This is a genomic window from Nocardia carnea, from assembly GCF_029869215.1.
Taxonomy (GTDB): Bacteria; Actinomycetota; Actinomycetes; order Mycobacteriales; family Mycobacteriaceae; genus Nocardia; species Nocardia carnea_B.
Window position 1 is genome coordinate 1 of record NZ_JARWPM010000383.1, and the last position, 22,906, is coordinate 22,906.

A 22,906-nucleotide genomic window follows, 5' to 3' on the forward strand; every position below is an offset into this window, starting at 1 on the left:
GGCCCCCGCCCTACCGGCCGGCCGGGGGGGCGGGGGGGGGGGGGCTGCCCCCCTATCGGGGTTTGCCGGCCCGGCCCGCGCTTTTGGGGCGGCGCCCCGGTCAACACCCGCGGCCGCGGGCCGACCCCGCCACCGACGTACCGGGGGCGGGTGTCGCCGGACTTTTCGCGCGGCAGGTCCGGGAGACTCCCGACGCCCTCGCGCTGACCGCCGCGGACCAGCGGTTCACCTATCGCGAACTGGCCGAGGCCGCATACCGGGTGGCAGCGGCGCTGGCCGCGCGCGGGATCGGCGCGGAAGATGCGGTCGCGCTGGCGCTTCCTCGGTCGGCGCATTCGGTGATCGCGGTCCTGGGGGTGCTCGCCGCCGGGGCCGCGTACGTACCGATCGATATCGAACTGCCGGCCGCGCGGATCGCATCGATTCTGCGGCAGGCCGAGCCGCGGGTGATCCTGACCAGCGCCGGGGTCCGCGCACTGGACGATCTCCCCGCGCTGCCGGTCGTCCTGGATATGGACGCGGTCGCGGCAACCGATCCCGGGAACACGGATTTCCCGATGCCGGTCCATCCGGACCAGCGCGCATACCTGATCTTCACCTCGGGTTCGACCGGTGAGCCGAAGGGCGTGGTGGGCACCCACCGGGCGCTGGCCGCCTATTTCGCCGACCACCGGGAACGCGTCTACCGGCCGGCCACCGCTCGGCTGGGCCGCCCGCTGCGGATCGCGCATGCGTGGTCGTTGAGTTTCGATGCGTCCTGGCAGCCGCTGATCGGACTGTTCGACGGCCACGCCGTCCACCTTTTCGGGGCGGCGGAGATGCGCGATGCCGAGCAGTTGGCCCACGGTATCCGGCGCCACGAACTGGACATGATCGATACGACGCCGTCGATGTTCGCGCAGCTCGCGGCCGCCGGTTTGATCGATACGCACGGCAATGTCCCGCTGGCGGTGCTGGCACTGGGCGGTGAGGCGATCGGGGCGCCGTTGTGGCGGGAACTGGCCGCGCTGTCCGGGACCGCCGTGCACAACTGCTACGGACCGACGGAGACCACCGTGGAAGCGGTGGTCGCCGCCGTCGGCGATACGTCGGCCGGGCCGGTGATCGGGCTGCCCACCAGCGGCACCGCGGCATACATCCTCGACTCCCGGCTGCGGGCCGTGCCCGGCGGAGTGGTCGGCGAGCTGTATCTCTCGGGCGCGCAACTGGCCCGCGGGTACGTCGGCCGGCCCGCCGGTACCGCGGAACGTTTCGTCGCCGACCCGTACCGCCGCGGCGCGCGCATGTACCGCACGGGTGATCTGGTGCGCCGGACGGCCACCGGGGAACTCGCCTATATCGGCCGTGCGGACGGGCAGGTGAAGATTCGTGGCTACCGCATCGAACTCGGTGAGATCGAAACCGTGCTGGCGGCGTTGCCCGGGGTGCACGCGGCCGCGGTGCTGCCGTACCGCCGGCCGAGCGGCACCGTGCTGATCGGTTTCGTGGCCGGCGCCGGACCGGACTTCCGGACGGACGGCCTGCGCGGGCAACTCGGCCGCGACCTGCCCGCCTATATGGTGCCGCAGCGGGTGCTGGCGATGGATGTGCTGCCGTTGACCGGTAACGGCAAACTCGATGTGCGCCGGCTGGAATCGCTGGCCGCCGCGAGTTTCGCCGGCGACGGCAGCGGTGCGCCGCGCACCGAGACCGAGCGCGCGATCTGCGCCGTGGTCGCGGAACTGACCGGTGGCGCGCAACCGGGTGTGGACAGCGATCTGCTGGAACTCGGGCTCGACAGTATCGTCGCCCTGTCACTGGTGAACGGGCTGCGCCGGGTGGGTGTCGGCGCGACACCGCGGCTGATCCTGAGCTCGGGCACGATCGCCGAGCTGGCCGAACGTATCGATGCGGGCGACACCGGCGAGACCCGGGCCGCGGCCGCCGAATACGGCGCGGTCGGCGCGGTACCGATCCTGTCCTGGATGCACGAATACGGCGGTTACCGGCGCTTCTCGCTGAGCACGCTGCTCGAGCTACCCGCGGAGATCACCGGCGAACAGCTACGGGCCGTGCTCCAGGCCGTGCTGGACGGCCATGATCTGCTCCGCGCCCGGTTCACCGAAACCGCCACCGGCTACGAGTTGTACACCCGGGAACCAGGTGTCGTGGCCGCGGCCGATATCCTCACCACCGTCACCGGCGGCCCGGACCTGCCCGCGACGGTGGCGGCCCGGGCACAGGCCGAGGCCGAACTGCTCGACCCGCCTGCCGGAGGCCTGGTCCGCGCGACCCGGATCACCCGAGCGCAGGCACCCGATCTGCTCCTGCTCACCGTCCATCACCTCGCGGTGGACCCGGTGTCCTGGTACGTGATCAGCGCCGACCTCGCCGCGAGCTGGACCGAGCTCACCACCGCGCCGGCCGCCCGCGGCCGGGTCCCGGCCCTGCGCCCGCCGGTCGAACACACCGGCTATCGCGAATACGCCGCCGCCCTGCGGGCCCGCGCGTCGCTACCGGAGGTGCTGGCCCAGCGGGACTACTGGTACAGGCAGTCGGCCCTGCCCGATCCCGTCCTCGGTAGCCGCCGTCCTGACCCGGCCACGGACGGCTGGGGGTCCTACCGGGCTCGCCGGGTGGAGACCCCGCCCGCGATCACCACCGCGCTGCTGGAAAGCCCCGCCGCGGTGACCGGAGTGCGCGAATTCCTGCTCGCCACCCTGGTCGTCACGCTCACGACCTGGCGCGCCGAACGCGGCCAGGACCCGGCGGGCGGCGCGTATGTGGCGATGGAGGCGCACGGCCGCGAGGACGCGCTCCTCGGTCCGGATATCGATACGTCCCATACCGTCGGCTGGTTCACCAGTATGTTCCCGGCGCGGTTCGGTGCCGGTGCCGAGCCGGTGGATCTCGCCGCGGCCGGCCAGGATCCGGTCAAGGTCCGGGCGCTGCTGGACGCGGTGGCGGCCGAGGTGGCCGCTGTACCCAACAACGGCCTGGACTACGGGGTCCTGCGATACCTCGCCGCGGACCCCGGCCTGGCCGCCGCACCCGCGCCGCAGATCCTGTTCGACTATCTCGGGCGCGTCGATATGACCGGCTCCGGTACTCCGTGGACCCCGGTCACCGAGGGCGGACTGGTCGAACATCTGCCGCTGGCACCGGAACCCGATTTCGGTCTGCGCTGCGCCCTGGACGTGCTCGCCGGTATCGGGCCCACCCCGGACGGCCCGCAGCTGGTGACCCTGTTGCGCTGGAGCGACGCCGTTTTCACCGAAACCGATATCGACCGGCTGACCGCGATCTGGCAGGACGCGACGGCGGCGCTCATCCGCGCGCTCGGACCGGTCGACCTGCGCGCCGTCGACTCGGTCGCCTGACCCCGAACCTCCACCCACGCAGCGATTCCCGAAGGAAAGCCATGGCAGACGATATTCTCGAGCGCCGTAAACAACTACTGCGGCAGCGGCTCGGGGAACAGGCGATCACCGCCGCCGAGCCGGCGCCACCGGCGCGGCGCGGTACGGACCCGAGTCCGCTGTCGGACGCCCAGCGCCGGATGTGGTTCGTCCAGCGGCTGGACCCGGACGATACGACGCTCAACATCTGTGTCGCCTACCGGCTCAGCGGCGAGCTGGACGCCACCCGCCTGCGGGCCGCGTTCGCCACGCTGGTCGCGCGGCACGAGATCCTGCGGACCACGTATCACATCGACGATACGGGTGAGCCGTACCAGGTGTCCCGGGTCGGCGCCGAATTGGCCTGGCAGGACCACGATCTCACCGAGCTGCCGGAGAGCGGCCGGGAGCGGCGGGTGGAGGTGCTGGCCCGCCGGGAGTTCGCCCGGCCGTTCGACCTCACCCAGGATTCGCCGCTGCGCGCGAGCCTGGTCCGCACCGGCGACGCCGGCCATGTACTCATCCTGACCGTGCACCACATCGCCTGGGACGACGACTCCTGGCCGGTGTTCTTCGCCGAGGTCAACGCCGCGTACCGGGATACGGACCTACCCGAGTTGACGGTCCAGTACGCCGATATCGCCGCCGCGCGCACCCGGGCCGCCGAAACCGACGCCGCCGATCTCGACTACTGGCGCGGGGTGCTCACGCCGCTGCCGAGCCGGCTCGAACTACCGGGACGGTCCCCGTCCGCGGGCTACAGCCGAAATGCCGAGACGCGGGTGCGCTCGCTGCCCGGCGACCTGATGGAGCGCGTCGGTGCGGTGGGCCGCGACTATTCGGCGACCCCGTTCATGGTGCTGCTGGCCGGTTTCCAGGCCTTGATCCGGCGCTATACCGCGGCCACCGATTTCCTGATCTCGGTGCCGGTGACGAACCGTTCCGGGCGCGGCGCCGCGGCGCGGCTCGGCTACTTGGGGAATAACGTCATGATACGCGCGACTTCGGAGCGCGACGCGAACTTCGCCCAGTTGCTCGAATCCACTGTCACGACCGCGACCGGAGCGTTCGCCCATCAAGGGCTGGGTATCGAACAGGTGGTGCGCGCGGTCGGGCCCGACCGGGTGGCCGGCCGCGACGGGCTGGCGCAGATCGTCCAGCTCAGTTTCGGGATGCGCGGCGCCGTCAACGGTTTCGACCTGCCCGGTGTGCGGGCCGCCGAGCTGCCGCTCGCCAGCGCGGTGGCCCAGGAGGAACTGGGCCTGATGATCGTGGCCGACGATTCGGGCACCCGGGTCGAGGCGACCTACCTGGTGGACGCGCTCGACCAGCGCACCGTCGACCAGCTGCTCGACCACTACGTCCAGTTGCTCGGCAGTGTGCTGGACACACCCGAGCGCCGGCTGTCCGAGATCGATATCCTGGGCGCCGACCGCGCCGCCGTCCTCGCGGCCTCCCACGGCCCCCTCGCCGCGAGCGAGCCCACCACGATGGTGGCGCAACTCGAGGAGCGGGTCGCGGCGACGCCCGCGGCGCTCGCGGTGGTCTCCGACGAGATCGAACTGACCTACGCCGAGCTCAACGCCCGGGCGAACCGGCTGGCGTACTGGTTGCTCGCGGAGGGTGTGGGTCCGGAGGATATCGTCGCGGTGGGGCTGGCCACCTCGGTGGATTTCGTCGTCGCGGTCTGGGCGATTCTCAAATCAGGTGCGGCCTATCTGCCCATCGATCCCGGGTACCCGGCCGAGCGTATCGACTACCTGATCGACGACGCCCGGCCGCGGATCCGGTTCACCGAGAGCAGCTACGCCGCGGCGGTCGCCGCCGCCGCGACCCTGCCCGCGACGAACCCGGCGGATACCGACCGGAAGGCGCCGTTGCGCCCCGGCAACATCGCGTATGTCATCTACACCTCCGGCTCCACCGGGCAGCCCAAAGGCGTTCCGGTCCCGCACGCGGCGATCGCCGACCACCTGGCCAGTTTCGCCGCCGAGTGGGACCTCACCCCCGCGGACAGGGTGCTGCAATCCACCTCGGTGAGTTTCGACGCCTCCCTGATGGATATCTTCGTGACCCAGTACGTCGGCGGGTGCGTGGTGATCCCGAAACCCAACGCCTACCGTGATATCCCCTATGTGGCCGATCTGGTCACCCGGCACGGGGTCTCGGTACTGCACATGGTGCCGTCCATGCTGGCCACCTTCCTGCTGCTCCCCGAGATCAACGACTGGACCACGCTGCGGCATATGCCGGTGGGCGGGGAGGCGCTGCCGGGTGAGGTGGCCGACCGGTTCACCGCCCGGTTCGACGCGCAACTGCGCAACCATTACGGCCCGACCGAGGCCGTGGTGTGTTCCACCCATATGCCGGTGGAGGGGCCGCATGGCACCGGCATCGTCCCGATCGGGCGGCCGAACCGCAATGTCCACCTGTATCTGCTCGACGACGCGCTACAACTCGTGCCCAACGGTGTGGTCGGCGAAATCTACCTCGGTGGTGATCAGCTCGCCCGCGGCTATCTGCATCGGGCCGGACTGAGCGCCGAACGGTTCGTCGCCGATCCGTTCCGGGCCGGGCAACGCCTGTACCGCACGGGTGATCTCGGCCGGCGCGGCCCGGACGGCATGATCGAATTCATCGGGCGCACCGACGAGCAGGTCAAGGTGCGTGGCCACCGGATCGAACTCGGCGAGGTCGAGGCCGCGATCAGTAACCACCCGGACGTGGCACATGCCGTCGTCGTGGTCACCGAACATCCCTCGCTGGGGCAGATCCTGGCGGCCTACCCGGTTCCCGTGCCCGGCGCCGAACTGGACCTGGACGCGTTGCGCGCCCGGGTGGCGGCGCGGTTGCCCGAATACATGATTCCGGCGGCCTACACGGTGATCGACCGGATCCCGCTCACCACGCACGGCAAACTCGACCGGCGCGCCCTGCCCGTCCCGGAATTGGCCGTGACCGGCGAGTTCCGCGCGCCGCGGACGCCCACCGAACGCCGGATCGCCGAACTCTACGGGCGCCTGTTCGACCGGGCCGAGATCGGCGCCGACGATTCGTTCTTCGCGCTGGGCGGGCATTCCCTGCTCGCCGCCCGCCTGATCTCCATGATCCGCGCGGAGTTCGGCCTCGAACTCGATATGCGGGTGCCGTTCGATACCCCGACCGTCAGTGGGCTGGCCGCGTATATCGGCGCGAAATTCCTGAAGGAATTCGGCATCGATATCGACGATATGGCCGGCTTCGACGAGGCGGACGGCGATTCGGCCGCGGCCGGCGCCGCCGGGCCGGCGCCGCGCCCCGCGCTGGTGCGCCGCGACCACCCCGAGCGTATCCCGCTGAACTACTCCCAGCGCATGTACTGGTTACAACGCCGGATGGAAGGCGCGATCGACGGCGAGAACGTCACCTACCCGGTGCGTTTCGACGGTCCGCTCGATATCGATGCCCTGCGCGCCGCGATCACCGATGTGGCCACCCGGCACGACTCCCTGCGCACCACCTTCCCCGAACACGAGGGCACCCCGTACCAGCACATCGCACCGCCCGCGCCGGTACCGATGCCGGTGGTCGATCTGCGCGAGGGCGGCGCGGACCCGGCCGAACTCCTGGAACGGGAACTGGCTGCGGACGCGGCCTACGTTTTCGATCTGGCGACCGAGATCCAGCTGCGCGTACGGCTGCTGGTACTCGACGAGCGGACCCATGTGCTCTCGATCCTGATGCATCACATCATCGCCGACCGCCAGTCCTGCGAAATCTTCGTCGACGATCTCACCACGGCCTACCGTGCGCGGCTGCACGGAACGGCACCGGACTGGCCGGAGCTGGAGATCCAGTTCGCCGATTTCGCGATCTGGCAGCGGGAGATCTTCGATCGCGCCCCCGGACACGGTGCGGTGAGCGCCTACGGCCAGGAACTGCTGGACTACTGGTGCACCGCGCTCGACGGTATGCCGGACGAGATCGCGGTCGCGCACGACCATCCCCGCCCGGCGGTACTCGCCCGGCACGGTGTGAGCGCCACCCGGCGCCTACCGGCCGCCACCTGGCTGGGCGCCCGGCAGCAGGCGGAAGCCGCCGGAACCACCGAATTCATGCTCTGCCAGGCGATGAGCGCGGTGACCCTGCACGCGCTGGGTGCCGGCAACGATCTGCCGATCGGCGCGGCGGTGGCCAACCGGCTCGACGAACAGACCGACCGGATGATCGGCCTGTTCGCGAATATGGTGGTGCTGCGCAACGATCTGTCGGGCGAACCGACCCCGCGCGAGGTGCTTTCCCGGGTCCGCGACGCTGCGCTGGACGCGATCACCCGGCAGGGCGTTCCCTTCGACCGGCTGGTGGAAACGATCAATCCGCCGCGCACCCTCTCGCGCAACCCGCTGTTCCAGGTGGTGATGCATTTCCGGAACCGGCCCCCGGCAGCCGCTTTCACGGCCGACGGTACGACCACGGTGACCGGTATCGCCAAGCAGTACGAAGTGTCGTTCATGGATATCCACTTCGACTACACCGTGGAAACCGACGGTGACCTCACCACCCGCGTGGTGGTGAACACCGATCTCTACGAGCCGGAAACCGGTGCGGTGTTCGCCGATGTGCTGGCGCGGGTGGTGGAATGTTTCGCCACCCAACCCGACCGCCCGGTGCGCGAACTGCGGGTGCTGCCCGACGGCTGGGACACCGGCCGTGTGGTGGTGCGCCATGAGGATCCGATCGAGCCGGCAGTTCTGGGCGGTGGCACCCTGCTCACCGAGACCGAGCGGACCATCGCGACCCTGCTCGCCGAACTCCTCGAAATCGACGAGGTCGGCCGCGAGGACGGTTTCTTCGCGCTCGGCGGCGACAGCGTGATCGCCATCCAGCTCGCCACTCGCGCCGGCGAAGCGGGCCTGCCGCTGGCTCCGCAGCTGTTGTTCGAATACTTCACCATCGCCGATCTCGCCGCGGCAGTGGACGAGCTCATCGCGAATCCGCCCGGACCGGAAGGTGAATCGGCGGCAGGTGCACAGCAGCATCTCGCCCCGATGGCGGCCTCGGGACTCGACGCCGACACGCTGAAGAATCTGCAGAACGCCTGGTCGGCGCAGGGCTGATCGGACGCCGGGTGCCCGGTGACGGATGAGGGGTCACCGGGCACGCGGTCGTCGGTCCGCGAAACGGAGGCGGCCCGAGAGGCCGCAATGATTCCGCGTGCCGGTCGATTCGCCGGCGTGCGGGTTCGTCTCTGTGCGGCGTGCGAACCGGGTCATTGCGGCCGGCGCGGGGCTCGGGACCACCACCCGCGCGCCGTCGTCTGCCGGTACAGCGCGCTGTTGCCTCGGCTCGGTGTGGCGCCGGTATCGAACGTCCTGATCGCTGCGGCCGTCCTGGCGCTGGAGGGACCGGTCAACTTCGAGCGGGTGTCCCGACGACGACGCTGCCGACCCCGCATTCCTCCAGCTCGTCCACCCCGGCAGCCGCCACGAACGCGGCGGTATCGCTGAACCCCTGCGCGCAGACGCCGAGCCCCATCGCCGTCCCGGCCAGGTACACGGTCTGCATCAGCACCCCCACATGTTTGAGGATGCTGGCGTAGGCCACCTGTTCGTAGGTCCACATCACCCGTCCCGCCCGGGCGGCCAGCAGCAGGACCACCTGCGGTTCCGCCCCGCCGACGAGGGTCGCCGACGCGGATTTCAGCAGCCGGTGGACCTCGGTGGAATCCGGTTCGGCGATCCGGTGCAGGGCATGCCGGAACGAGTCGTAGTGGTACATCCCGGCATCCAGTCCGGCCGCGGTGCGCACGACCGGATAGACCTCGAGTTCGTACACCCCACCACCCGAGGGGTAAGGGCGCGACAGCAGTTCCTCACCGGGGCCGACCGGTTTCACCTCGCGGGTGCGAGCGGTGCGGTACAGCAGTTCGGCCAGTTGCTCCAGAGTGATCGGGGCGGCGTCGTCGTACTGGCGGCAGGAGGTGCGATCCTCCAGGACCGTGGTCAGGCTGGGGTCGGCCGCGCGTAAGGCGGTGAGGTCGGGAACCGGTAGCGGTATCGGCGTGCCCGGATACGCGGGCTTGCGCGCATCGGGTTGCGGGAACCGCCCTTTCGCCCATTTCGTGGGTCCGAAATGTTCCCAGGTGATCGTGCGCGGGCCGAGTGTGCTGCGGCGGTGGAACCACAGGTCGGGCGCACTCCAACTGCGTGTGGTGAACCGCCCGGTTTCGCGCGCGGGGTCGGCGGTGAACCCGCCCCAGTGCAGATCCGCGGCCAATTGGGCGAGGGTGTCCGGCGCGAGACCCGATTCCGCGGCATCCTGCCCGCCGAGTACCGCGAGGATCCGCGGATCCGAGATACGCAGATCGCACCAGGACAGCGGGTGTTCGAGCACGAAACCCGCCGGATCGGGACGTAATATCGAGAACTTCGACAACGCGCCGGGCGCGGGCGCCGGACCCGTGGGCCGCGGCGGGGGAGTGGTGAACGGGTGGAGGGTGTAGAGGTCGCGCGCACCGTCGAGAACGGTGGTCGCCAGCCAGCCCTCACCGGCCAGCCGGTTCAGCAGCCCGGCCACCGCGCCCCCCGGCTCGGGATCGAGGCGGGACAGCTGCGCCGGACCCTGGTTGAGCGTTTTCAACGCGTCCCGTGCGCCCGCGGACAACCCGGTCAACTTCCGGTTGTGCGGCGGATTCAGCAGTACGGCGCCGTTCGGCATGATCAGGCAGGTGACGCCGGTGCGCAGGGCATACCGCAGCGCCCCGTGCCGGGTGCGGGTGGACAAGGCTTTCTCCGTATCCGGTCGGAGCCCGTGGTGTTGCTGGGCTACTTCGCCGCGTTGACCAGCGCGGGCTCGATCTCTTTCAGGATGTAGGGCAGCGACAGGACCGTCGGCTGGTTGATGGCGCCGATATCGGCGTTGTCCAGGAACACGACGGCGTCCTTGCGAACCGCGGGCAACTCGCCGTAACCGGGCAGCTGCCGGTACGCCTCGTCCTGATTCACCGAATACCCGGCGATCAGCAGATCCGAGGTCAGTTCGCCGACCCGCTCGGGCGACAGCGAAACCCGGCCACCGCTGGCGGGCATATCCCGGATGTGTTGCGGAATGGTCATTCCCAGGCGGGTGAACAGTTGGCCCGACCCGTCCTCGGGGTCGTTGAGGACCATCAGCTGCGTGGGCCCGGCCAGCCAGGTGCTCAGGAACGTTGTGCCTTTCAGCCCCGGATTCGCGGCGGCGACGGCGTCGACCTGGGCCCAGACATCCGCGACAATCGTGCCGGCGTCGGCCTCCCGGCCCAGTACCTTGCCCAGGGTGGTCACCAGATCCGGCCACGGTGCGGCGGCCTTGTCCGACAACCCCGGCAGGGTGGGGGCGATCTTGGACAACTGGTCGTAACGGGTCCGGTCGGCGAGGAACGGATCGGCCAGGATCAGATCCGGTTCGAGCGCGGCCACCTGTTCGGTGATATCACCGCCGGTGTTCAAGGCCGTGGCCTGCTGCAGCGATTCCGGTTCCCACGCCGGTGTCCGGCGGGCCATGGTCGCGACATTGTCGATATAGCCGGCCGGGACGATGCCGAAGGCCTGCACGGTGTCCAGCCATTGATTGCCCAGTGCCACGATCTTCGTGGGCGCCGATTCGACCACGGTCTCGCCGAACGCGTGCGGAATCGTGACGCCCCCGGCCGATTCCTCCGCCGAAACCCCGCAGCCGGCCGACAGCAGAGCCAGTATTCCGGCCAGCGTGACGAGAACAGTTCGCGTCCGGCCTCCTGTTCGCACCGTTCTCATCTCGCCCTTCCTGTCCACAGGCCACCGCCGCGTGATGCCGGGCGGGCCGACCCAAGCATAGGACAGGCTTGGCTAAGTTTGGTGAGTACCGAGTTTCCGGCGGACCGTAGGTCGCCGGGCGGTCAGCGGGGAACGGACCGGCCGCTCCCCGCGTGGCTCACAACTCGACGCGCTGATCCGGCGGCAGGAACAGGGCGTCGGTCTCCACCACACCGAACGTGCGGTAGAACTCCGCGATATTGCGCACCACCTGGTTCACCCGGAATTCGTCCGGGGCGTGTGTATCGCCCTGGAGCAGGCGTTCCACGACCTCCGGAGTCATCTTCGACCGCCAGATCCGGGCATACGACAGGAACATCGTGCGGTAGTCGGGGACGCTCACCCCCGCGCGTTCCTCGGCCAGCCGGAAAGCGGTCAGCGCGATCTGCAGGCCGCGTAGATCGGCGAGGTTCTCGCCGACGGTCAGTTCCCCGTTGACATGCTGATCCGGCGGTAGGCCTTCGGGGACCAGCGCGTTGTACTGGTCGATGAGCTGCTTCGATTTGGCGTCGAACGCGGCGCGATCGGCGGGGGTCCACCAGTCCCGCTGGTTACCGTCGCCGTCGAATTTCGACCCCTGATCGTCGAACCCGTGTCCGATCTCGTGCCCGATCACCGCACCCACGCCACCGTAGTTGACCGCGGGCTGGGCGTCCTTGTCGAAGAACGGCGGTTGCAGGAACGCGGCGGGAAAGACGATTTCGTTGGTGGTGGGGGAGTAGTAGGCGTTCACCGTCTGCGGGGAAGCGTTCCACTCGGATTTGTCCACCGGCTTACCGAGCCGATCGAACGACCGCCGCACCTCGAAATCGTTGATGGCGCGCAGTGATTCGATCAATTTGCCGCGGGTGACGGTCAGGGTCGAATAGTCCACCCACTTGTCGGGGTAGCCGAGTTTCAGGCCGATCTTGTCCAGTTTCTCGATCGACGCCTTGCGCGTCTCCGGCGACATCCAGCTCGAATCGGTGAAATTCTGCCGGTACGCGGCCATCAGGTCGTCGACCATGACCTGGACCCGTTCCTTGGCCTCCGGCGGGAAATACTTCTCCACATACAGCTTGCCCAGCTGTTCGCTGAGGTTGCTGTCCACCGTGCCCACCGCGGACTTCCAGAGTTCGGGCCGCTGCTGCAGACCCGACATGAGCCGGCCGTTGAAATCGAAGTTCGCGTCGGACAGCTCCTTGGGCAGGAAGCGCGCGTAGGTCTGCAATACCGACAGCTTGAGGTAATCACGCCATATCGCGATATCGGTGCTCGCCCAGATCTTGCCGGCCTCGGTGACGAAGGACGGCTGGTTCACCACCAGATTCGCGAACAATTCCTTGGGCCGCTCGGTGATACCGGCCAGCCAGGGATCCCAGTCGTATTCCGGTGCCAGCGCGGTGGTTTCCGCCCAGGTCATCCGGTTGTAGGTGGACTCGGTATCGCGATTACGCACGTTGTCCCAGTGTGCGGCGGCGATCCGGGTCTCCAGGGCGAGCTGCCGATCGGCGATCGCGGCCGGATCGGGTAGATCCGCGCCTTTGGCGAGGCGTTCCAGGTAGGTCCGGTACCCGGCGAGTTCCTCGGCGAATTGCGGATCGCGGTAGTACTGCTCGTCCAGGCCGGTCCCGGACTGGCCGATCGAGGCGATATAGGCCGAGGAATCCTTGCGGTCGATACTCACGCCGATCCCGATCAGCCCGCCGATCGGCAGCCGCCCCATCACCTCGGCCAGGGCCGGTTTGTCCTTCGCGGCGTCGATCTCGGCGAACATCGAATCCAGCGGCGTCAACCCCAGTTGTTCGATCTCGTCGAGATTCATCCGGGCGTCGTACAGATCGCGGATCTGCTGGGCCTCGGTCCCCGGCTCGGGGTCGCTGATGCCCTCGATGATCTCGCGCAACTGCAACTCGGTGCGATCGTTGGCCTCGCTGAACGCGCCGTAGGAGGTCTTGTCCGGCGGCAGCTGGTATTCGCGCAGCCACTTCCCGTTGACGTGCCGGTACAGATCGTCCTGCGGCCGGATCGCCGGATCGGAGCCCTCCATGTCCACGCTCACCAGTCGCGCCGGCTCATCCTCCGAACAGGACACCAGCCACGCCGCCGCGGGCACCAGCCCCAGCGCCACCAGGAACGAACGGCGATCGAGCGCCACCCGACGATCCGAAGACTTCAACAGAACCCTCTCCCCGATGCGGGACCCGCACCTCACTAGGCGAACCGGCCCCATGAGGCTACCGGCGGGGTCCGGTGGCGTCGCGGCGGACGCTGCGCGCCACCCCGATTTCTCCCCGAGCTGCGGATTCGCTATCCTTGACCGGTTGCCTGCGGGCCCTGTGCCCGCGATTCGGCCGCGAACCCCCGGTGGTTGATCGAGTAGATCAGACGAAACCGCTGGTAGGCGCGCGTTCGGGTGGTAACAGACCATGCCCGTCGGGTCGGCAATCCGGCGTGCTTTACGTCCAGGTCGAGGAGGCTGAAGTGATTCAGCAGGAGTCGCGGCTGCGCGTCGCCGACAACACGGGTGCCAAGGAGATTCTCTGCATCCGCGTTCTCGGTGGTTCGTCGCGCCGCTATGCCGGTATCGGTGACGTCATCGTCGCCACTGTGAAAGACGCCATCCCCGGCGGCAACGTCAAACGGGGTGACGTGGTGAAGGCCGTCGTGGTACGCACCACCAAGGAACGGCGCCGTCCGGATGGTTCCTACATCCGTTTCGACGAGAACGCCGCCGTGCTCATCAAGGCGGACAACGACCCGCGCGGCACCCGCATCTTCGGCCCGGTCGGCCGTGAGCTGCGCGACAAGAAGTTCATGAAGATCGTTTCGCTGGCCCCGGAGGTGCTCTAAATGAAGGTGCACAAGGGCGATACCGTGCTCGTCGTCTCGGGTAAGGACAAGGGTGCCAAGGGCAAGGTCATCCAGGCCTTCCCGAAGGAGAACCGGGTCCTGGTCGAGGGCGTGAACCGGATCAAGAAGCATGTCGCGAACTCCGCGAACCTGCGCGGTGCGTCGTCGGGCGGCATCGTTACCCAGGAAGCGCCCATCCACGTGTCCAACGTGATGGTTGTCGACTCCGACGGTAACCCGACCCGGATCGGCTACCGCACCGACGAAGAAACCGGCAAGCGGGTTCGGATCTCCCGTAAGAACGGGAAGGACATCTGATATGACCACCACTGAGAAGATCCAGCCGCGGCTGAAGGTGCGCTACCGCGAGGAAATCAAGGACGCGCTGAACAACGAGTTCAACTACGCCAACGTCATGCAGATCCCGGGCGTGGTCAAGGTCGTGGTGAACATGGGTGTCGGCGACGCCGCCCGTGACGCCAAGCTGATCAACGGCGCGGTCGACGATCTGGCCCTGATCACCGGCCAGAAGCCGCAGATCCGCAAGGCCACCAAGTCCATCGCGCAGTTCAAGCTGCGTGAGGGTATGCCGATCGGCGCCAAGGTCACCCTGCGCGGCGACCGGATGTGGGAGTTCCTGGACCGCCTGGTCTCGATCGCCCTGCCCCGTATCCGCGACTTCCGCGGCCTGTCGCCCAAGCAGTTCGACGGCAACGGCAACTACACGTTCGGCCTGAGCGAGCAGTCGATGTTCCACGAGATCGATGTGGACAAGATCGACCGCCCGCGCGGTATGGACATCACCGTTGTCACCACCGCGACCAACAACGAAGAAGGCCGTGCCCTGCTGAAGCACCTCGGCTTCCCGTTCAAGGAGAACTGAGACATGGCCAAGAAAGCACTGGTCAACAAGGCCAACCGCAAGCCGAAGTTCGCCGTTCGCGCCTACACCCGCTGCCAGCGCTGCGGCCGGCCGCACGCGGTGTACCGCAAGTTCGGCCTGTGCCGTGTGTGCCTGCGCGAGATGGCGCACCGCGGCGAGCTGCCGGGCGTGCACAAGAGCTCCTGGTGAGCTGATCCCGGCCGGTGCCGTCCGGCCGGGATTCACACCACAGAAAAGGACCCGAGCCCCGGCTCGGGTCCTTTTCGTGCTTTCAAGTGGTCGTGTGATCGCGAATTCACGATCACGCCCCTTGATCGCGGAAACGCGATCAACACGCGCTAAGCCTGAATGAGGACCGTTCTTATTAAAGGTTATGTATTAACCTCAAATAAGGAGGTTATATGGCTGAGCTTCTGCAACTCCACTGGACCGGCAATCTGGATGGTGGCGGGCTCTCGCGGCGCGATCGGGGCGCCGGAGTGTATCGGGCGTACCTGCCCGATCCTTTGGCCGGCCGTCGGGTAGTGCTTGCTGCTGACACGGCTGCGGATGTCGTCGATGCCGAACTGGCGGTCGCTCGGCTCGATGCGGAAGCGAAAGCGCTGGTCGAAACGGAGGCGCTGTCCAGGCTTCTGCTGCGGGCGGAAGCCATTGCTTCCTCACGTATCGAGGGACTCGAGATCGGGGCGCGCCGACTGCTCCGGGCGGAGGCCGCGCGTGAGCTGGAGGGCGAGTGCTCCGATGTGACCGCCACCGAAGTGCTGGCGAATATCGATGCCATGGCGGTGGCTACCAGTGCGGTCGGCGTCGGCGGCGTGATCACCGAGGAGGCTTTGCTCGAGGTCCATCGGCGCTTACTGGCCGGCACGAGGATCGCTCAGCACGGTGGCCGGTGGCGTACGGAACAGAACTGGATCGGTGGGAGTTCGTTCAATCCGTGCTCAGCCGATTTCGTTCCACCGCCCCCGGCGTACGTGCTTCGGCTGATGGCCGACCTCATCGAGTTCTGCAACAGTGACGACCTACCGGCCATTGCTCAGGCCGCTATCGCGCATGCTCAGTTCGAGACCATTCATCCGTTTGTCGATGGCAACGGCCGGACCGGCCGGGCACTTATTCATATGGTGCTGCGCCGCCGGGGTGCGGTGACACGGGTGGTAGCTCCGGTGTCGCTCGTCCTGGCCACGTGGAGTGAGAGCTATATCGACGGTCTGACTCGATACCGTCATGTCGGAAGTGCCGATTCGAGGCAGGCTGTCGAAGATCTGAATACTTGGATCGCGCGGTTCGCGGCGGCCTGTACTCGCGCGGCGGCGGACGCGAGTACCTTCGAGGCGAAAGCCCTGGATCTGGAAAGAGACTGGCGAGCGCGATTGGGTTCGGTCCGGTCGAACTCCGCGCTCGACCTTCTTCTCGGGAAACTGGTGGGTGCACCGATCCTGACGGTCGCGACCGCCGCATCACTGATCGGGCGGAGCTTTCCCGCGGCTAATGCTGCCGTCGACAGACTGGTCGACGCGGGAATTCTGCGTCAGCTATCTGTCGGCAGGCGTAACCGGGCTTTCGAGTCACCAGAGGTGATCGACGCGTTCACCGCACTCGAGCGCCGCTTGGCCAGTCCCGCGGGGGATACCCATATCTCGCAGCCGGAACGGCCGGTTCCTCGTCGTACGGCCCGATAAAAGACTTTGCCAAGAGATGGGCTTTCGACGGCAGCTGACACGCTCGAAGTGCAGTGCGCCGGATACAAGCCGTTCTCAGCGGGCCAGGAAATGCCAGCCCAGCCAGGCCCAGGCGCAGAGGAGAAGAACTCGCACCAAGCGAGATCGCTGAAGTACGCGCAGGGTTCGATCGAACGTCATGAGGTGGCCGGGGTGGTGGCGGGCGAACAGCTGTGCCGCCACTCCTGCGGCGGCGAGGGTGGCGAAACCGAGGAGAATCAGCGTGCGGCCGGCCATTTCAGCAGCCAGTATCCGAGGGCGAGCCACACCAGCCAGCCCACCCAGCGTCCGGGCACTTGTTCGAGGACGGGGTCCAGCAGGGTCGACAGAGTGGGATGGGCCGGATCCGGCACGTCCCAGTTGGCCTGCCGCGATCGGGCGAACAAATCCCAGCCCACCACGGCAAGCGCCAGCGGACACCACAGCAGCAGCCCGTAACGCAAGCGCGGATCCGCCGGCGCCGGTTCTGTGGACCGGCGGAGAGTCGGTACCAGGAGTGCGGCGGTGACACCCGCGATCAATGCCGTGGCCCGCCAGTCGAACGGGCGCGTACAGGCGCCGAGGGTGGCGATAACCAGGACAGCGCCTGCCCAGCTGGTCCGGCGTAGCCGGGGCGGCGGGATGCCGGGCTCTGTTCGGCTGCCACGCCCCGCAGCCTACCGTCGGCGTTCCGGGCCGGCCGCCGGCTCGCCCGGGGGGAACTATTCTGCGGCCTGCACCCACACCGACGCCATGGTGAACGGGTGGCCGCGTAGGTGTGCCCATTTGGGCTTGGCGGCTGTCCAGGTGTCGTCGATCTCGGATTCGGTGAGTTCGGCGAGCTGCCAGCCCGCTGCGGCACCCGCGGTGACGTGATCGCTGAGGCGGTGCAGGTGGGTGGAGATGGTCAGCGGCTCGCCGGTGGCGTCGGTGTAGTGGGTGGGCATACCGGTCACCATCATGAATTGGGGGTGGTAGCTGACCGAGACGAAAACGCCCTCGCGGGCGGCGAGCCGGCGGGCTTCGGTGTAGAGCGGTGCGAGATCGGGGAGGTGCTCGTCGATCAGGCAGGCGATGACGAGATCGTAGGAGCGGCTCGGTAACCCGGTCGCGCGGACGTCGCCGAGTGTGAGGGACGCGTGGGCGCCACGTGCCCGGGCCCGCGTGAGCATCCCTTCGCTGAGGTCGATGCCGTCGATGGTGGCGGGGCTGCGCTCACGTAACCATGCCGCGGTACGGCCGGTACCGCAGCCCAGGTCCGCCGCGCGGCCGATCCGGTCCCAGCGCGGCCGGTGCAGACGATTCAGCAGCGCCAGGTCCATCTCGTCGAGGACGGTCTGCTCGTAGGTGGGAGCCCAGCCGTCGTATCCCGTGGCAATGTCGACGGTGCGATAGTGGCGTCGGTCGAAATCCGCGAAGTCCGGCACGGTGCCATCCTGCGTGTGCCGCCACACGGCGTGCAACGGGATTTCCGCGAGTGTTTCGCGGTGGCCGGGGCCGACCGGCTCACGGCGTGGTCGGGGCGGTATCGGCGAACGCCTGGGCGACGGCGAGGCTGTCCTCGTAGACGTGGTGGCGGGTGATCGAACCGTTCTCGACGGTCAGGTGGAGTGCGAAACGGGCGCGGTAGGCGCGTCCCGTGGTGCGTGCGGTCTGCCGGATCTCACCGAGGACCACCGCGTCCGGGCCGTCGACGAGGATGCGTTCGATGACGGTACCGACCTCGTCCGGACGGTGGTGGTCGGCGATCGTGCGATAGTGCGCGGCGGCGTCGGCGCGGGTGGAGCGGTGCCGGATCCAAGGGGTGGCCCGGCGGCCGTGTTCGCTTTCCGGCCAGTTCAGTTTCCAGTCGCTGACCGGGGCGTAAAGCGCGGCGATGGCATCCGGATCGCCGCTTCCGATCGTGTTCAGCAACTGTTCGACGACGCTGCGGGTGGTGGTGAGGGTCTCTGGCGCGTTCATGATGATGATTCTGTGCCGATCGGGGTAGTTCGCACGATTACCTGTGAGGTAACGGCCGCCGAGCCTAGGTGCGGAGCAGGCCGCCGACCAGGAGCAGGAGTGACTCCTGAGCCTGGTTGCGGGCGGTGTCCTTGTCCTCGGCATGGGCGACGATCAGGCCGGCTTCGGAGACGGCGCTCAGGATGAGCTGCGCCAGCGTGGGGACCGCGGTGGCGGTGATCAGACCTGCCGCGCGGGCGTTTTCGAGCTGGGCGGTGATGAGTCCCAGCCCGTGCCGGGCCTCGAGTTCGCGCCATGCCTGCCAGCCGAGTACCGCCGGGGCGTCGAACAAGGCGATACGGATCGTTTCCGGTCGCTGGCAGATCTCCAAGAAGGTGTTCAGGCCGATGGCCATGGCGGTGAGAATGTCTTCGGGGGGCGCGGCGCCGAGGGCATGCTCGATTTCGGTGGTCATCTCGGTTTCGAGCTGTTCCAGCACCGCGAGGAACAGTCCGCGTTTATCGCCGTAGTGGTGGTGGAGCGCGCCCCGGGTGACCCCGGCCTCGGTGACCAGGTTCTCCGCGGAGGTCCCCGCGAACCCGCGCTCGGTGAACAGCCGGCGGCCGGCCTGTTCGAGCGCGGTGCGGGTGGTGCGGGAACGGTCCTCCTGGCTACGGCGTGGCATGCAGCCGAGTGAACTCCAGGATTCGTCCGGCGAGCAACTCGGGCTGGTCTTCGGGGATCAACGTGTAGGAGTCGTCGATCAGGTCGAGGGTGGCGTCTGGCAGCTCGCGGACCAGGCGTTCGGCGTAGGACACCGGGAACAGCCGGTCCTCCCGGGACCAGACGGCCAGTACCGGCACGGTGACCGCGGGGAACCGGGTCGCGGCCGCGAGCGTGTAGTGGCGCCGCGCGTGCCGGAGGAAACGGCGGAGGTCGGCGCGGATGGCGGCCGATTCACGGCTGGGCCGCAGATACGAATCGACTGTCGCGGGTGGGATCGGGGGTTTGCTCAACCAGCCCAGCGCCAACGGGAGGCGGTGCAGTCTCCGGAAACGCAGGAGTTCGGTCAGGAGCCGGACCGATCCGGGGATCCTGGCGAACTGCGGCAGGAAGGTGAACGGCTGGGGTAGGAAGCTGTCGTAGGAGTCCACCGCGGCGAGGACGACCCGGCCGATCCGCTCGGGCCGGTGGGTGAGCAGCACTTGGGTGAGAGCGCCGCCGGTGTCGTTGGCGACCAGGGTGACATCGGTGAGGTCGAGCCGCTCCAGGAAATCGGCGATGAGGCCGGCGACGCCGACGGGGGTGAGATCGGCGTCCGGCACCGGTATGGAATGGGAGCCGAGCGGCCAGTCCGGAGTGAGACAGCGGTAGCCGGCGGCCGCGATCGGTGGAACGACATTGCGCCACAGATCCGCGTTGACGAGCAGTCCGTGGACGAAAACGATCGGCGGCCCGCTCCCGGTGTCGCGGTATCTGATCCGGCCGCCGGGCAGATCGGTGATTGCGGTGCGGCCGAGTGCGTCGCTGGTCGACATGAGTCCTCCCTGGTCGGTTCGCAGACCATCGTCACATACATACGGTATGTATGTCTACGGGTGACTGCCGATGCGGCTCGGGTCGGGAGTCGGGCGCCGTGCGAGTGCGTCGGTCCAGGGTGTGCACGGCGGGGCCGCGGAGATACGAACTCGGGCCCCGCCGGTGGCGCACGTCCGGGCGGTCTACCGGAAGAAAACCGTTGTCATCAGGCGAAATGGGATTTGTAGATCTGGCCGTGGACGCCGACGGTGCGGTCGACGACCTGGGAGACGGTGAAATCGGCGGCGGCCGAGAGATAGGCGTAGGCGGTGGCGCGGTCCATGCCTTTTTCCTGTTCGAGGAAGTCGAGGGCGTTGACCACCGCGCGGCGCATGGCGATGTTCAGGTCGCTGGACTGGCCGTGCTGCGAACCGTCCGGATCGGAGAGGCCGATGGGGATCCAGGATTCCTCGGTTTCACCGAACGGGTACTTGTACGCGACCTCGGGCGCGTCTCCGGATCCCGGTTTGCACACGGTGAGCCGGAAGGTGCCGCGTAGCGAACCCTCCATCGCGGTGAGCGCGGCCTCGCCGTCGCCCATCGCCATATGCGGATCGCCGACGTAGAACAGTGCGCCTTCGGCGAAAACCGGGAGGTAGAACGCGGAGCCGGCGCCGAGCAGGCGGATATCGATATTGCCGCCACCGCGGGTCGGCGGGATCGAATTGGCCGAGGCCGCTTTCGGATCGGCATCGGGGGAGAAGGCCACGCCCATCATGCCCATGAAAGGTCGCAGCGGGAAACGGACTTTCGCGTCACCGAAGGGCATCACGCCCAGGCCTTCTTCGATGGCGGTGAAGGTGGAGACGTTGCCGTAGTCGCGCGGGTCGCCGGTGGGCCGGCGGTCGGTGGCTACCGGTGGCATCACTTCCGCGAGCGAGATACCGGCCGGGGCTTCACCGTTCGCCGTCCGGGCCAGCGCGCCCTTACCGTGCCGGCTGGACACTACGCCGTAAGGCACGCGGGGAACCGCGGTCAACGTCTCGATTTTCAGCACATCACCGGGCTGTGCGCCTTCGACGAAGACCGGGCCGGTGACGATATGCGGTCCGTCCTTGTCGAAATCCCGGGGTGTCCGGTCGTAGCCCGCGGCGATGGCGACGGCGTCGGCCAGCACATCACCTTTCGCGACACCCTTCGCCCCGAAATATTCCACCGGGTCACGGCCCTGGTCTTCCAGGATGCCCTCGTGCGATACGGCATCGATGGTGACGGTCTCGCCGGATTTCATCCGCAGCACTTCCTTGCTGTGAACGTTCGGGACATACCCCCACAGCACCTGGTCGACTTCCGAACGCAGGTAGTGGTCGCCGGGGATATCGCCCTGGCCGGGTTGCAGGATCGGCACGCCGCCGCTGAACGGTAGCGCGGCCGAGGAGCCCGATACGGAGTTCGCGGCGGTCTCGGTGGCGCAGGAGGTGGCCGCGGCGGCCGCGCCCACGGCGCCGACAGCGGCGGCGGCGCGGAGGAATCCGCGCCGGCCCAGCCCGCGGGTGAGGGTCTCGGCCGCTAGGCGAGCGTGGAAATCGGTCATGGGGCACCTCCGGATTGTGCTGGTCGAGCATCCGGGAAGTTATCGAGACAAAGTTTCGTGCCTGTTTCTTATTCGTGTCGGGTTACCGGAGTGGTCGCTCTCGAGTTGCTGTCGCCGAGGTGTCCGGCTTGTTCCCGGTGCCGGAAATGTCCCGGTTGTCCCGGTTGTCGAACCGGCCTCTAGTATCGGCGGCTGTGAGGCATCCCGGGCGGCCACCGAACCTGTTGCAGGTTCTCGTGCTGGTGTTCGCCGCCGTCGTGCTGACGCTCGAGGTCAAGGACGGTAGGAACTCGGAAGCCGCATCGGTGGAACGGGTTTCGGTTTTGCAGGTGTCGACGGTCGTCGGGGAGCGAGTGGTTCCCGGTGGAGCGGAGTCGTCGGATTCCGCCGGGCCGGCCGCGCACTGCCCGCATCTGTGCTTCCGGGCCTCAGCTGTTCGCCCGCGGACGGGCTATGTCCCGCTCGTAATCCTGTTGTTCGCCGGTCTTCTGCTCGGCGGAGCGGTATTTCGCAGGTCGTCTTCCCGGTCGCTCGCCGCCGGTCCGGATGTGGGGGTGAAAGGCGCGGAGCTGCTACTGCGTCTCTGTGTCTGCCGGCGCTGACGGGCCGGGGTGGGCAGCCGATTCTGCGCCCACCGCACTGAATCCGCTGTGGAACCGCGCTCATCTGCCACGCGCAGATAGCGCAACGCTGCCGGTCGGCGTCTTCGACCGGGTGGACGGACGTAATCGCCGACGAGAAGGGGCGGCCATTGCTTCCGGTCCATCTGGAGCAGGCCTGGGCGCCCCATTCGTGCCGGTGGCACTGCCTCGGTATCGAATCCGTCGGTGAAACAGCATGTTTCGAGAAATTCAGGAGATATCTTTCGTGAGAACACTCACCCCACTGATCGCCATCGCCGCGCCGATCGGTTGTCTTGTATTCGGTAGCGGAACCGCCGCGGCGGTGACGACCGAACAGGGGCCGGACGCGGTGACGGTGCACCTCACCGATGCGGAGGCGCGCGTGCTCGACGCGCTGAACCTGGGACCCGTCCTGGGGGCGCTGCCGCCCGGTTTCACGCCGGAGGCGAAGCAGCGCCTCGGCGAGAACCTCGCCGAGTACGCCGGTCGGGCCGCCCGGACGCCGGGGTCGACGCTGTCGGTCATCATCGATCGGCCGCTGACCGCCCCGCCCGGAATCGGTGTAACCACTGTGTCGTAATCCGGTGATCGGTGGCGCCGCTCGATCCTGGTCGGGCGGCGCCACGC

19 protein-coding genes are annotated in these 22,906 nt (G+C 68.1%); 9 read left to right on the top strand and 10 right to left on the bottom strand.

Annotated features, from left to right (window positions below; all coding sequences use genetic code 11):
• Window positions 1-62: 62 nt before the first annotated feature.
• Both QH276_RS27620 and QH276_RS27625 read left to right on the top strand, forming a co-directional pair.
• The gene (locus QH276_RS27620) at window positions 63-3,359 is read left to right on the top strand and encodes an amino acid adenylation domain-containing protein (RefSeq protein ID WP_280406947.1); all 3,297 of its coding nucleotides are present in this window, start codon (window positions 63-65) and stop codon (window positions 3,357-3,359) included.
• 41 nt (window positions 3,360-3,400) lie between these two features.
• Complete coding sequence (locus QH276_RS27625; RefSeq protein ID WP_280406948.1) at window positions 3,401-8,473, top strand: non-ribosomal peptide synthetase; 5,073 nt, start codon at window positions 3,401-3,403, stop codon at window positions 8,471-8,473.
• A 292-nt stretch (window positions 8,474-8,765) separates the two neighbouring features.
• Here QH276_RS27625 and QH276_RS27630 read toward each other — a convergent pair whose 3' ends face one another.
• The 3 genes from QH276_RS27630 to QH276_RS27640 all read right to left on the bottom strand — a co-directional run bounded on the left by QH276_RS27630 (window position 8,766) and on the right by QH276_RS27640 (window position 13,325).
• The gene (locus tag QH276_RS27630) at window positions 8,766-10,139 is read right to left on the bottom strand and encodes a SagB family peptide dehydrogenase (RefSeq protein ID WP_280401599.1); all 1,374 of its coding nucleotides are present in this window, start codon (window positions 10,137-10,139) and stop codon (window positions 8,766-8,768) included.
• Window positions 10,140-10,180: 41 nt separating this feature from the next.
• Window positions 10,181-11,149 (bottom strand): ABC transporter substrate-binding protein, encoded by a 969-nt coding sequence (locus QH276_RS27635; RefSeq protein WP_280401600.1) that lies wholly within the window; start codon window positions 11,147-11,149, stop codon window positions 10,181-10,183.
• 157 nt (window positions 11,150-11,306) lie between these two features.
• Complete coding sequence (locus QH276_RS27640) at window positions 11,307-13,325, bottom strand: M13 family metallopeptidase (protein ID WP_348536662.1); 2,019 nt, start codon at window positions 13,323-13,325, stop codon at window positions 11,307-11,309.
• Window positions 13,326-13,651: 326 nt separating this feature from the next.
• On the opposite strand from QH276_RS27640, the gene rplN reads away from it, so the two are divergent.
• From rplN to QH276_RS27665, 5 genes are all read left to right on the top strand, one after another.
• Complete coding sequence (rplN, locus tag QH276_RS27645) at window positions 13,652-14,020, top strand: 50S ribosomal protein L14 (protein WP_014349098.1); 369 nt, start codon at window positions 13,652-13,654, stop codon at window positions 14,018-14,020.
• Window positions 14,021-14,338 (top strand): 50S ribosomal protein L24, encoded by a 318-nt coding sequence (gene rplX / locus QH276_RS27650; RefSeq protein ID WP_195055368.1) that lies wholly within the window; start codon window positions 14,021-14,023, stop codon window positions 14,336-14,338.
• 1 nt (window position 14,339) lies between these two features.
• A complete protein-coding gene (gene rplE, locus QH276_RS27655) occupies window positions 14,340-14,903 on the top strand; it encodes a 50S ribosomal protein L5 (RefSeq protein WP_280401602.1) in 564 nt (187 codons plus the stop codon).
• A 3-nt stretch (window positions 14,904-14,906) separates the two neighbouring features.
• On the top strand, window positions 14,907-15,092 hold the full coding sequence (locus QH276_RS27660; protein ID WP_014349101.1) for a type Z 30S ribosomal protein S14: 186 nt from the start codon (window positions 14,907-14,909) through the stop codon (window positions 15,090-15,092).
• Between the two features lie 212 nt (window positions 15,093-15,304).
• Entirely contained in the window at window positions 15,305-16,585 is a 1,281-nt protein-coding gene (locus tag QH276_RS27665) for a Fic family protein (protein ID WP_280401603.1), read from the top strand.
• A gap of 75 nt (window positions 16,586-16,660) precedes the next feature.
• On the opposite strand, the gene QH276_RS27670 is transcribed toward QH276_RS27665, so the two are convergent.
• The 7 genes from QH276_RS27670 to QH276_RS27700 form a co-directional block, all read right to left on the bottom strand.
• On the bottom strand, window positions 16,661-16,861 hold the full coding sequence (locus tag QH276_RS27670; protein WP_280401604.1) for a DUF6186 family protein: 201 nt from the start codon (window positions 16,859-16,861) through the stop codon (window positions 16,661-16,663).
• Window positions 16,843-17,067, bottom strand: a complete 225-nt coding sequence (locus tag QH276_RS27675; RefSeq protein ID WP_280401605.1) for a hypothetical protein — start codon at window positions 17,065-17,067, stop codon at window positions 16,843-16,845. Before QH276_RS27675 ends, QH276_RS27670 begins: the two co-directional genes overlap by 19 nt.
• Window positions 17,068-17,325: 258 nt before the next feature.
• Window positions 17,326-18,030, bottom strand: a complete 705-nt coding sequence (locus tag QH276_RS27680) for a class I SAM-dependent DNA methyltransferase (protein WP_280401606.1) — start codon at window positions 18,028-18,030, stop codon at window positions 17,326-17,328.
• Window positions 18,031-18,109: 79 nt separating this feature from the next.
• Window positions 18,110-18,565 (bottom strand): nuclear transport factor 2 family protein, encoded by a 456-nt coding sequence (locus QH276_RS27685; RefSeq protein ID WP_280401607.1) that lies wholly within the window; start codon window positions 18,563-18,565, stop codon window positions 18,110-18,112.
• A 64-nt stretch (window positions 18,566-18,629) separates the two neighbouring features.
• Window positions 18,630-19,229, bottom strand: coding sequence for a TetR/AcrR family transcriptional regulator (locus tag QH276_RS27690; RefSeq protein ID WP_280401608.1), 600 nt, complete (start codon window positions 19,227-19,229; stop codon window positions 18,630-18,632).
• Window positions 19,216-20,082 (bottom strand): alpha/beta fold hydrolase, encoded by an 867-nt coding sequence (locus QH276_RS27695; protein WP_280401609.1) that lies wholly within the window; start codon window positions 20,080-20,082, stop codon window positions 19,216-19,218. The genes QH276_RS27690 and QH276_RS27695 overlap by 14 nt, the downstream gene beginning before the upstream one ends.
• Window positions 20,083-20,288: 206 nt before the next feature.
• Window positions 20,289-21,656, bottom strand: a complete 1,368-nt coding sequence (locus QH276_RS27700; protein WP_280401610.1) for an acetamidase/formamidase family protein — start codon at window positions 21,654-21,656, stop codon at window positions 20,289-20,291.
• Window positions 21,657-21,850: 194 nt separating this feature from the next.
• Here QH276_RS27700 and QH276_RS27705 point away from each other — a divergent pair, with 194 nt between their 5' ends.
• Window positions 21,851-22,258: a hypothetical protein gene (locus QH276_RS27705; RefSeq protein ID WP_280401611.1), complete on the top strand. Its 408-nt coding sequence runs from the start codon at window positions 21,851-21,853 to the stop codon at window positions 22,256-22,258.
• Window positions 22,259-22,523: 265 nt separating this feature from the next.
• The gene (locus QH276_RS27710; RefSeq protein WP_280401612.1) at window positions 22,524-22,859 is read left to right on the top strand and encodes a hypothetical protein; all 336 of its coding nucleotides are present in this window, start codon (window positions 22,524-22,526) and stop codon (window positions 22,857-22,859) included.
• The last annotated feature ends 47 nt before the right edge of the window (window positions 22,860-22,906 follow it).

Bases quoted from the DNA above. Each gene is read 5' to 3' on its own strand.
- QH276_RS27695 (WP_280401609.1), bottom strand. From the start codon at position 20,082: ATGTCGACCAGCGACGCACTCGGCCGCACCGCAATCACCGATCTGCCC.
- QH276_RS27685 (WP_280401607.1), bottom strand. From the start codon at position 18,565: ATGAACGCGCCAGAGACCCTCACCACCACCCGCAGCGTCGTCGAACAG.
- QH276_RS27670 (WP_280401604.1), bottom strand. From the start codon at position 16,861: ATGGCCGGCCGCACGCTGATTCTCCTCGGTTTCGCCACCCTCGCCGCC.
- rplE (WP_280401602.1), top strand. From the start codon at position 14,340: ATGACCACCACTGAGAAGATCCAGCCGCGGCTGAAGGTGCGCTACCGC.
- rplX (WP_195055368.1), top strand. From the start codon at position 14,021: ATGAAGGTGCACAAGGGCGATACCGTGCTCGTCGTCTCGGGTAAGGAC.
- QH276_RS27700 (WP_280401610.1), bottom strand. From the start codon at position 21,656: ATGACCGATTTCCACGCTCGCCTAGCGGCCGAGACCCTCACCCGCGGG.
- QH276_RS27690 (WP_280401608.1), bottom strand. From the start codon at position 19,229: ATGCCACGCCGTAGCCAGGAGGACCGTTCCCGCACCACCCGCACCGCG.
- QH276_RS27660 (WP_014349101.1), top strand. From the start codon at position 14,907: ATGGCCAAGAAAGCACTGGTCAACAAGGCCAACCGCAAGCCGAAGTTC.
- QH276_RS27635 (WP_280401600.1), bottom strand. From the start codon at position 11,149: ATGAGAACGGTGCGAACAGGAGGCCGGACGCGAACTGTTCTCGTCACG.
- QH276_RS27665 (WP_280401603.1), top strand. From the start codon at position 15,305: ATGGCTGAGCTTCTGCAACTCCACTGGACCGGCAATCTGGATGGTGGC.
- QH276_RS27625 (WP_280406948.1), top strand. From the start codon at position 3,401: ATGGCAGACGATATTCTCGAGCGCCGTAAACAACTACTGCGGCAGCGG.